The following is a 9,825-nucleotide window of genomic DNA, read 5'->3' on the forward strand; positions in this document are numbered from 1 at the left end:
AGCCGGATGTCCGCCTGAACGGCGGTCCGGGTCCGGGTTTTCCCCGCCCCGCTGCACAGGAGCGCCGCCCCCGCTCCGGCCGGAAGGCCGGAGCACCCACGAGAGGAATCCGATGAGCACGGCTCCGAGGACGGAACCGCGGTCGTCCGCGCCGCACACCGCCGACAGCCACGACCTGATCCGGGTACAGGGTGCCCGCGAGAACAACCTCAAGGACGTCAGCGTCGAGATTCCGAAACGCCGGCTGACCGTCTTCACCGGGGTCTCCGGCTCGGGCAAGAGCTCGCTGGTGTTCGGCACGATCGCCGCCGAGTCGCAGCGGATGATCAACGAGACGTACAGCGCCTTCGTGCAGGGTTTCATGCCGACGCTGTCGCGCCCCGAGGTGGACGTGCTCGAGGGGTTGACCACCGCGATCATCGTGGACCAGGAGCGGATGGGCGCGAACATCCGCTCCACGGTCGGTACCGTGACCGACACCAACGCGATGCTGCGCATCCTCTTCAGCCGGCTCGGTCAGCCGCACATCGGCTCGGCCCAGGCGTTCTCCTTCAACGTCGCCTCGATCAGCGGTGCCGGCGCGGTCACCATCGAGCGCTCGGGTCAGACGGTCAAGGAGCGTCGCAGCTTCAGCATCACCGGCGGCATGTGTCCGCGCTGTGAGGGCTTGGGCTCGGTGACCGACTTCGACCTCTCCGCGCTGTACGACGACAGCAAGTCGCTCAACGAGGGCGCGCTCACCATCCCCGGCTACAGCGTCGACGGCTGGTACGGCCGGATCTTCAGCGGCTGCGGCTTCTTCGACCCGGACAAGCCGATCGGCAGGTTCACGAAGCGGGAGCTCAACGACCTGCTGTACAAGGAGCCGACCAAGATCAAGGTTGACGGCATCAACCTGACGTACGAGGGTCTGATCCCCCGGATCCAGAAGTCGTTCCTGTCCAAGGACGTCGACGCGATGCAGCCGCACATCCGGGCGTTCGTGGAGCGGGCGGTGACCTTCACCGCCTGCCCCGAGTGCGGCGGCACCCGCCTCTCCGAGGCCGCCCGCTCGTCGAAGATCAAGGGGATCAGCATCGCCGACGCCTGCGCGATGCAGATCAGCGACCTGGCGGAGTGGGTCCGCGGCCTCGACGAGCCGTCGGTGGCGCCGCTGCTCACCGCACTTCAGCGGACCCTCGACTCGTTCGTGGAGATCGGACTCGGTTATCTCTCGCTCGAACGGCCGTCGGGCACGCTCTCCGGCGGCGAGGCGCAGCGCACCAAACTGATCCGCCACCTCGGCTCGTCGCTCACCGACGTCACCTACGTCTTCGACGAGCCCACCATCGGTCTGCACCCGCACGACATCCAGCGGATGAACGACCTGCTGCTGCGGCTGCGGGACAAGGGCAACACGGTGCTCGTCGTCGAGCACAAGCCGGAGGCGATCGCGATCGCCGACCACGTCGTCGACCTCGGCCCCGGTGCCGGCGTCGCGGGCGGCGAGGTCGTGTTCGAGGGCACCGTCGAGGGGCTGCGGTCCAGCGGCACCCTCACCGGGCGTCATCTCGACGACCGGGCCGTCCTCAAGGAGACGGTACGCACGCCCACCGGCCAGCTGGCGATCCGCGGCGCGGCGACCCACAACCTCCGGGACGTCGACGTCGACATCCCGCTCGGCGTCCTGGTCGTGGTCACCGGGGTGGCGGGCTCGGGCAAGAGTTCGCTGATCCACGGCTCGGTCTCCGCCCGGGAGGGCGTGGTGGCGATCGACCAGGGCGCGATCCGCGGCTCGCGGCGGAGCAACCCGGCGACGTACACCGGACTGCTCGACCCGATCCGCAAGGCGTTCGCGAAGGCCAACGGCGTGAAGCCGGCGTTGTTCAGCGCCAACTCCGAGGGCGCCTGCCCGACCTGCAACGGCGCCGGGGTCATCTACCTGGACCTGGCGATGATGGCCGGCGTCGCGACCACCTGTGAGGAGTGCGAGGGGAAGCGCTTCCAGGCATCGGTGCTGGAGTACCGCTTCGGCGGCCGGGACATCAGCGAGGTGCTCGCGATGTCGGTGACCGAGGCCAAGGAGTTCTTCGGTGCCGGCGACGCCCGTACCCCGGCCGCGCACGCGATCCTCGACCGGCTCGCCGACGTCGGGCTCGGCTACCTCAGCCTCGGTCAGCCGCTCACCACGCTCTCCGGCGGCGAGCGGCAGCGACTCAAGCTGGCCACCCGGATGGCCGAGAAGGGCGGCGTCTACGTCCTCGACGAGCCGACCACCGGCCTGCACCTCGCCGACGTCGAGCAGCTGCTCGGCCTGCTCGACCGGCTCGTCGACGCCGGCAAGTCGGTCATCGTCATCGAGCACCACCAGGCGGTGATGGCGCACGCCGACTGGATCATCGATCTCGGCCCCGGTGCCGGACACGACGGCGGTCGGGTCGTCTTCGAGGGGACCCCGGCGGACCTCGTCGCCGCCCGCTCCACCCTCACCGGGCAACACCTCGCCGACTACGTCCGCCGCTGACCGCCACCGTCGCCGATCCGGGGGTGGGACGGGTGCGCCCGTCCCACCCCCGACCGGCAACGACGGCGCCGGTGTGGGGGATCTACCGGGTTGTTGCCGTGGACCGGCCGCCGGATTCCGGAGTGGACCGGCCGCCCGGCCCCGCAGTGGAGCGGGCATCCGACGCCCGGGTGCCGTCGACCCGTGGCGCCGCGCCCTCCGGAGGTCGTGTCCGTACCGGCCCCGGCGTCGGGACCGGTCGGGATCCGGCTGACGGCGTACGGGGCGGAAAAGGCTGGGCGCGGGGCGAGAACCGGGGACGGCCCCGGTTGGCGCCCGGATACGACGGGTGTCCCCGGTGGGCCGGGTTCGGGACGGTTCCGTGGCGACGACGTACCCGCTGTCCGACGGGGCCGGTCGGTGCGGTGCCGGCGTACCCCGGCCGGGCCGACCGGCGGCGCAGGACGAGCCAGACCGCGAGTCCGCCCACGGCGGCGCCCATCAGCACCCCCATCACCAGCCGGGTCGTACCGGTGAAGACCACCTGGCCGAGCGCGGTGCCGAACACCCAGCGGGTGGCCCACCCGGTCGGCCCGGACCGTCCCCAGAATCCGCCGTTCGCCTCTGTCGGCATCCAGCCCTCCACCCGTCACTCCCCCGCCCCGGCCACAGGTCCCTCCTTCCCCGGCGCCGAGGCACAGAAACGGACTGCCGGACTGTCCGGGCAAACCAACAAAAGGGACATCCGGCCGGCCGGCGGTACGACTCAGCGCAGCCCCTCCTCCTGGAACTCGGTCTCGAGCGTGGGGCCGGCCCGGTCCCGGGGGGTGATGATGATCCGGGCGCTCTTGATCCTGTCCTTGTGCTTGGCGTAGCAGACCTGGCTGAGCCGTTCGCCCGCAGGTACGAGGGCGACCTCGGGGAACTCCTCGCACCGCAGGTTCTCCCAGTCGCCGCTGTTGCCACCGAACCGGCTGTACACCAGCGCGTGCAGTCCTTCCCGGGTCACCACCGTCTGGTCGGTTTCCGCGTCCCACTCGAAGGTGTTGCTGCCGGAGGGGCGGGCGGAGATGGTGTAGACCACGTCCTGACCGTCGTACCGGACGGTGCACCTGAACATCGTCGCCTGCTCGCCGGTGAAGTCGCGGCGCTCACAACTGCTCCGCATCGGTCGTGCCACGCCCGCCGAGGTGAGCACCCAGGACTCCAGTTGGTGCCGGATCTGCAGCACCGGCTGCGGATCCACGAACTCGTTCGGCGGCTGCCAGGTCGGCTTCGGGGAGGCCGGCACTGTGGACGGTGCCACCGGCTGTCCCAGGTCCGCCCAGTCGTCGGCGTTCAGCATGTTGGTGATGAACTGCCCGATGCCGCACAGGCCGGCGCAGGCCAGCACGACAACCAGTGCGATGACAAGGATCCGGCCAGTCCTGGGTTTCCGTCGGCCGGCCGCGGAGGCGACGCCACCCGGCGCGCCGGCGACCGGAGCGCCATGCTGGCCGTCCGGCGTTCCGGGCCCCGTCGGCGGCGCCGGATCCGTCGGCCGCACCGGATCCGGGCCCGGCGTGTGCTGATCGGACATGAATTCCTCCCCGTCTCTAGATCAGCGGCTGAGGATAGGAGATGACGACGTCGATCTCCACCCGGGACACGGCACACCGGGCGTGGTGTCGTCCAGGGTCCGGGCGGACCGAGGTCACCCTGCGGCGTCAGGCAGCGCGGCCAGGGCGGCCCGGGCCTCGGCCAGCACTCCGGCCGAAGTGCCGGTGGTCAGCACGTGCCGCAGCGCGCGACCGTAGGCGACCTCGTACGCCTGCTCGGCCGGGACCGCCACGTCCGGCTCCACCCCGGTCCCCTCCCAGTTGGTGCCGGTCACCGGGTTGACCGACCGGGCGTCCGGTACGGCGATCTCCAACGTCGGGCCGAGTGGGACGACCCGGGTCGGGTGTGCGCCGCCCCGGGTGGTCTCGCCGATCAGGGTCGCCCGGCCCCGCGCCTTGAGGTTGTAGCAGAACTCCTCGCCGCCGGAGAACGTCGCGCCGCTGGTCAGCACAAGAACCGGCCGGTCGAGGTAGCGCTCGCCCGGCAGGTAGGCGAGGCTCCAGTACTGCCGGGTCTCGCCGGTCTCCCGGTCGTGGATGCTGTTCAGGAGGGTCTGGTCGTCGGGGAAGAGGTAACTGGTCCAGAAGATGACGCCGTTCGGCGAGCCGCCCCGGTTCCGGCGCAGGTCGACGATGAGCGCGTGGGTCTGCGCGACGAGTTCCATCGCCGCCGCGATGGCCCGGCCGCCGGTACCGGCGTCGGGGATCAACCGGAGGTCGAGATAGCCGATGTTGCCGTCGAGCCGCTCGACCCGGCTGATGCCGTGGTTGGCCAGTCGCACCTGCTCACGCCGGGCGGCCGCCAGGTCCGCCTCGGTGGTCTCGGCGGCTTCGGCGTCCCGGACCCGGATCCGCAGGTGCCGGTCGGCGCACGACTCGAACAGGTCGGCGGTCAGTTGGACGGCCAGCGCCGCCACGGAGAGGTCCCGGTAGACACCGGCGTCGCGCCGGGCCCGGATGGCTTCGGCGGCCTTCACCGCCTTGTCCGGGAACACGTACCGCGCGCAGAGTACGGCGAGCGCCTCCTCGATCACGTCGGTCGGCCCGGTCGGCATCCTGTTTCCCTCCACTGTTCGGCTGTTCAGGCGGCGGAGAGTTCGTTGTAGTCGGCGGCCGGCTCCTGGCCGGAGAGTTCCTGGATCGCCGCCATGATCTCGTCGGTGGCGGCCCGTCGCTGTTGGCCGCCACGGACGCCGGGCGACGGGGTGAAGCGTAGCGGCGCTCCGAACCGTACGGTGATCCGGCCGATCCGGGGCAGCCGGGCGCCGACCGGCTGGATCCGGTCGGTGCCGAGGACGGCGACCGGGACGACCGGGGCGCCGGAGGCGAGCGCCAGCCAGGCGACCCCGGTCCGACCGCGGTAGAGCCGCCCGTCGCGGGACCGGCTGCCCTCCGGGTGGATGCCGAACGCCCGGCCGTCGGCGAGCACCTCCCGCGCCGTCTCCAGGGCGTCCTGGGCGGCCCGGTGCCCGCCGCGCGGGACCGGGATCGCGTCGATGGCGGTCAGGCAGGTCCGGATCAGCCATCCCTTGAGGCCGGGTTGCCGGAAGTACTCGGCCTTGGCGAGGAAGGCGACGGATCGGGGCGCCACCAGCGGGACGACCACACTGTCGAAGGCGGACAGGTGGTTGACGGCCAGGATCACCGGGCCGCGTCGGGGCACGTTCTCCCGTCCCTCGATGACCGGCCGGAAGACCAGTCGGGACAGGGGGACCAGCAGCAGTCGGGTGGCGCCCTGGAGCAGCACGTTGCCTCCGGAGGATTCAGTTGGGGTGGGCGGGGGGCGGGCCGACGTGTGCGGTCAGGGTGGCCCGCAGCAGCGGCTCGACGTCGTCGGTGCGGACCGTGGTCTGCAGGCTCCCCCACTGCCAGAGCTGGGCGATGCCGTGCCAGTTGGCCCAGAGCGCGCCGGCGACGACCGCGGGCGGGGTGCCGTCGGCGGCCGGCGGGCGGGCCCGGGCGACCAGGTCGACGAGTACGCCGAAGAGCGGCTGGCTCGCCTCGCGTAGCCCGATCCCGTTGCCTCGCAGCAGGTCGTGCCGGAACATCAGCGCGAACATCCCGGGGTTGCTGCGGGCGAAGTCGAGGTAGAGCCGGCCGAGGACCAGCAGTCGGGCGTACGGCTCGGCGGGCCGGGCGCCGGTGACCCGCTCGGCGATCCGCCGGCCGAGGTCGTGGTAGCCCTCCATCGCGATCGCCGCCAACAGGGCCTGGTGGGTCGGGAAGTGCCGCCGTGGCGCGCCGTGCGAGACGCCGGCCCGGCGGGCGATCTCGCGCAGGGACAAGGCTTCGGTCCCGGAGCGGGCGACCAGGTCGACGCCGACCCGGACGAGCCGGTCACGCAGACCGTGGTCGTGGTCCGGGGCGTGGTCGTCCTGCGGTTCGGGGGACACGGACAGTGTCTACCAGAGGAGCGTAGACACTGTCTACTGACCCCTCTCTCAGGTCAGCGGCCGGACGATGTCCCGGGCGTGGTCGACAACGGCGGCACCGACCACGGTCGCGTCCAGCGGCAGCATCTCCAGACACCGGCGTACCGCGGCGGCCATCAGGGTGTTCGGCACCCGCATCGACAGCGTGCTGTGCGGCACCCAGCGACCGGGCCGGTAGTGCTCGCTGAGCGTGATCCCGGACCGGGTCAGCCGGTCGTACACCGTCGCCTGGTGGGCCAGCAGGTCGATGGTGGGCGACGGTCCGAGCCAGAGCACCCGGCCGACGAACTGACCCGCGTACTGGAACTGGAGCCGCATCGGCGCGGCCACGACCAGCCCGGTCAGCGCGTCGGCCACCTGTTCCGGGTCGAGTCGCGGTGCGACGGCCAGCGAGACGTGCGGCCGGTGCCGCTGACCGAGCAGCGAGCGCAGACTCTGCACCCCCTCGGACTCCAGGGCGTCCCACAGCACCCGGATCCGCCGGGTGGCGTCGGTATCGAGATACAACTCCAGCGCCGCGACCACATGATCACTCTAGGCAGGTGGGTCGGCTCCGACGTCGGGGCCCGCAGGTCACGACGGACGATGCCGTTGTCCGGTCCCGCCGGATACCGCGCGGTAGCTTGCGGCGTCGCCGTCCGGGGTTCACCGAGCGTTCACGGCGACCGCCTGGAACGCGGTTAGCGTCGGCCCCGCCTAGAACGTGATCGAACCCCCGGGCCGCCGGGGCCGTGTGGGGTCCCTGAGCGGCCACAACTGGGTTCTGTTGAGATGGGGACTGGATGGAATTGGACCGCAGGCAGTTCATCGCGGTCGGTGGAGCGGTGGTCGCCGCAGCCGGTCTCGGGCCCGCCGCGGCGGCGGCGGACTCCGGTGACCGTGGTGGGGCCGACCGGCACGGCGACGACGGAAAGCACGGCGACGGCCCCCAGGGACTGTGGCTGCCGGGAGACACCCACGTCCACGACGACCACTCGTCGGACGGCAGCGCGCCACGACAGTTGTCGGACCAGCGCGATCCCGGCAACCTGCCGGTCGGCGACCAGATCGGGTACGCGGAGGGGGTCGGGCTGGCCTTCCTGCCGTTGACCGACCACCGCACGTACGACCAGCACTGGGATCCGCAGTGGACCTCGTCGAAGCTGCTGCTGCTCACCGGCGAGGAGGTCAACGGATCGCCGCACGCCGTGGTGCTCGGCGCCGTCGACACGGTGGTGGACGGCGCGAACCCGCCCGGCTCGGCGGCGTTCCGGCACATCCAGCAGTCGATCTGGGACGCGCACGCGCAGCACGCGGTGTGGTCGGTCGCGCACCCCGACGACGGCGAGTACACCTCGGCGGAGGGCCCGAACGACAACGCCAGCGTCCAGGGCGTCGACGTGGTCGAACTCTGGAACGTCAGCAACAACCCCGATGCCGAGATCGAGTACGCCGAGAACCGGTGGAACCACGGGTTCCGCTTCGGCGGGGTCGCGGCGAGCGACAGCCACTTCAAGGAGCTGCGCCCGGTCAGTGCCCCGGGCCGGCCGACCACCTGGGTCTTCGCCGCCGAGCGCTCCACCCGGGCGATCCTCGACGCGCTGAAGGCCGGGCGTACCACGCTGTCGATGGGTCTGGACGGACCGTTCGTCACCATCGAGGCCGACATCGACGGTGACGGGCGGTTCGAGGCGATGGGCGGCGACGAGGTCGTGGTCCGTACCGACCGGCTGTCGAAGAAGGCAGGGCTACGGGTCCGGGCCCGCTCGGCGGTCGGCATGACGGTCCTGGTGTACGGCTCGCCGGGCCGGTCCGCCGGTCCGCTGGCCACCTTCACCCCGACCCGTGACGAGCAGACCTGGCTGCTGCCGTTGACCCTGCGTGGGGCACAGAGCTGGTACCGGGTGGAAGTACGCGCGCCGGGTGAACTCTCGGGGCGCGAGGCCGACCCGAACCTGCCCGACCAGCTCCGTGCCGCCACCTCGCCGCTGTTCGTCTCGGTTCGGCAGCCCGCCGTACCGGCTCCGGAGCTCAGCCTGCCAGCGCCGCTGCGCGGTGACGACCGGGCGGCCCTGGTCCTCGGCGAGTCCGGCGACTTCACCGGCTTCGCCGACCTGGCGGTCGAGGGCCGGGTGACCCACGTGGTCGCCGAATCGCACCGGGAACACCGGAGCGCGGTGGTGTACCGCCGACTGGACGGGAAACACGACAAACACGGCGAGCCGATCGTCCTCTCCGACAGCTCGGGGACGGCGTCGTCGCCCCGGGTGGTCGCCGCCGGTGACGACGTCTGGGTGGTGTGGCAGGACGCCCGGGGCCACGAGCGGCCGCACCGACCCGCGATCTACCTGCGGCACAGCCGTGACGAGGGCCGCAGCTTCGGCTCCGCGGTCCGGCTCAGCGACGGTCGGGGCCGAGCCCTGCACCCGGCGCTCGCGCTCGTCGACCGCACCCACCCGGTCGTCGCCTGGACGGACAACGCCGGCGGCGCCTTCGACGTGTACGTCCAGGTCGTCGGCGTCGACCGGGCCCCGGTCAACGTCTCGGCCAGCGGCAAGGTGACCGACCCCGGTACGCCCACCGACGCCCGGTCGCCCCGGTACCCGGCCTCGCTGTTCCCCTCGGTGGCGGTCACCGGGGACCGGCGGATCGTCGTCACCTGGCAGGACAACCGGTTCGACCCCGACCCTGGCTGGACCGGGCACACCCCGCCACCCGGCGAGGAGGCCAGCGGTGGCACCAACCCGGACAACTGGGAGATCGTCGCGGCGGTCCGGACCGACATCCGGTCCCCGTGGAGCGGCCTGGTACGGGTCAGCGACAACGACGACGCGGCCGACCGGCACCCGAGTCTCGCGGTGGACCGGGACGGCTCCTTTGTCGTCGCCTGGGAGACCAAGGTGCTCTCCCCGGCCGGGGTGAACCTCTCGCTGCGGGCGAGCCGGTCGACGGACGGAAGGATCTGGTCGCCGGCCGAGCCGGTGGCGGTCGACCCGGACGCGATGAGTCAGCGTCCCCGGCTGGGCAACGATCCCGACGGCGCGATCCGGGCGGTCTGGTACGACTCGCGCTCCACCGACTGGCGCTGGAAGGTCTTCACCTCCCGCCGTGACAGCCGGACGGGCTGGACGCCGGCTGTCCGGCTGACCACCCAGGGCAACGGCACCTGGCCGGCGGTCGACGGCGGGACGGTGGTCTTCACCAGCGACCGTGCCGCCACCCGGACCCAACGGGACGCGACCCAGCAGGTCTTCCTGATCCGCGGCTGACCCCGGGCCGGTCGGCACAGGGCCGGTACACGCCCGCCGGACGCGGTGGAGCCCATGGAACCTCG

General features: G+C 72.0%; 8 protein-coding genes. 2 read left to right on the plus strand and 6 right to left on the minus strand.

Going from position 1 to position 9,825, the window contains the following annotated elements:
* Window positions 1-112: 112 nt before the first annotated feature.
* Complete coding sequence (locus ABGB05_RS26480) at window positions 113-2,503, plus strand: excinuclease ABC subunit UvrA (RefSeq protein ID WP_347656445.1); 2,391 nt, start codon at window positions 113-115, stop codon at window positions 2,501-2,503.
* Between the two features lie 82 nt (window positions 2,504-2,585).
* Here ABGB05_RS26480 and ABGB05_RS26485 read toward each other — a convergent pair whose 3' ends face one another.
* From ABGB05_RS26485 to ABGB05_RS26510, 6 genes are all read right to left on the minus strand, one after another.
* A complete protein-coding gene (locus ABGB05_RS26485; RefSeq protein WP_347656447.1) occupies window positions 2,586-3,116 on the minus strand; it encodes a hypothetical protein in 531 nt (176 codons plus the stop codon).
* Between the two features lie 132 nt (window positions 3,117-3,248).
* Window positions 3,249-4,061 (minus strand): hypothetical protein, encoded by an 813-nt coding sequence (locus tag ABGB05_RS26490; protein WP_347656449.1) that lies wholly within the window; start codon window positions 4,059-4,061, stop codon window positions 3,249-3,251.
* Between the two features lie 114 nt (window positions 4,062-4,175).
* A complete protein-coding gene (locus tag ABGB05_RS26495) occupies window positions 4,176-5,135 on the minus strand; it encodes a S41 family peptidase (protein WP_347656451.1) in 960 nt (319 codons plus the stop codon).
* Window positions 5,136-5,161: 26 nt separating this feature from the next.
* Window positions 5,162-5,827, minus strand: coding sequence for a lysophospholipid acyltransferase family protein (locus tag ABGB05_RS26500; protein ID WP_347656453.1), 666 nt, complete (start codon window positions 5,825-5,827; stop codon window positions 5,162-5,164).
* A gap of 16 nt (window positions 5,828-5,843) precedes the next feature.
* Window positions 5,844-6,473: a TetR/AcrR family transcriptional regulator gene (locus ABGB05_RS26505; RefSeq protein ID WP_347656455.1), complete on the minus strand. Its 630-nt coding sequence runs from the start codon at window positions 6,471-6,473 to the stop codon at window positions 5,844-5,846.
* Window positions 6,474-6,521: 48 nt separating this feature from the next.
* Window positions 6,522-7,037, minus strand: coding sequence for a 2'-5' RNA ligase family protein (locus ABGB05_RS26510; RefSeq protein WP_347656457.1), 516 nt, complete (start codon window positions 7,035-7,037; stop codon window positions 6,522-6,524).
* A gap of 257 nt (window positions 7,038-7,294) precedes the next feature.
* Here ABGB05_RS26510 and ABGB05_RS26515 point away from each other — a divergent pair, with 257 nt between their 5' ends.
* The gene (locus ABGB05_RS26515; protein ID WP_347656459.1) at window positions 7,295-9,760 is read left to right on the plus strand and encodes a CehA/McbA family metallohydrolase; all 2,466 of its coding nucleotides are present in this window, start codon (window positions 7,295-7,297) and stop codon (window positions 9,758-9,760) included.
* The last annotated feature ends 65 nt before the right edge of the window (window positions 9,761-9,825 follow it).

The sequence above is a fragment of the Plantactinospora sp. B5E13 genome (assembly GCF_039871775.1).
Lineage (GTDB): Bacteria > Actinomycetota > Actinomycetes > Mycobacteriales > Micromonosporaceae > Plantactinospora.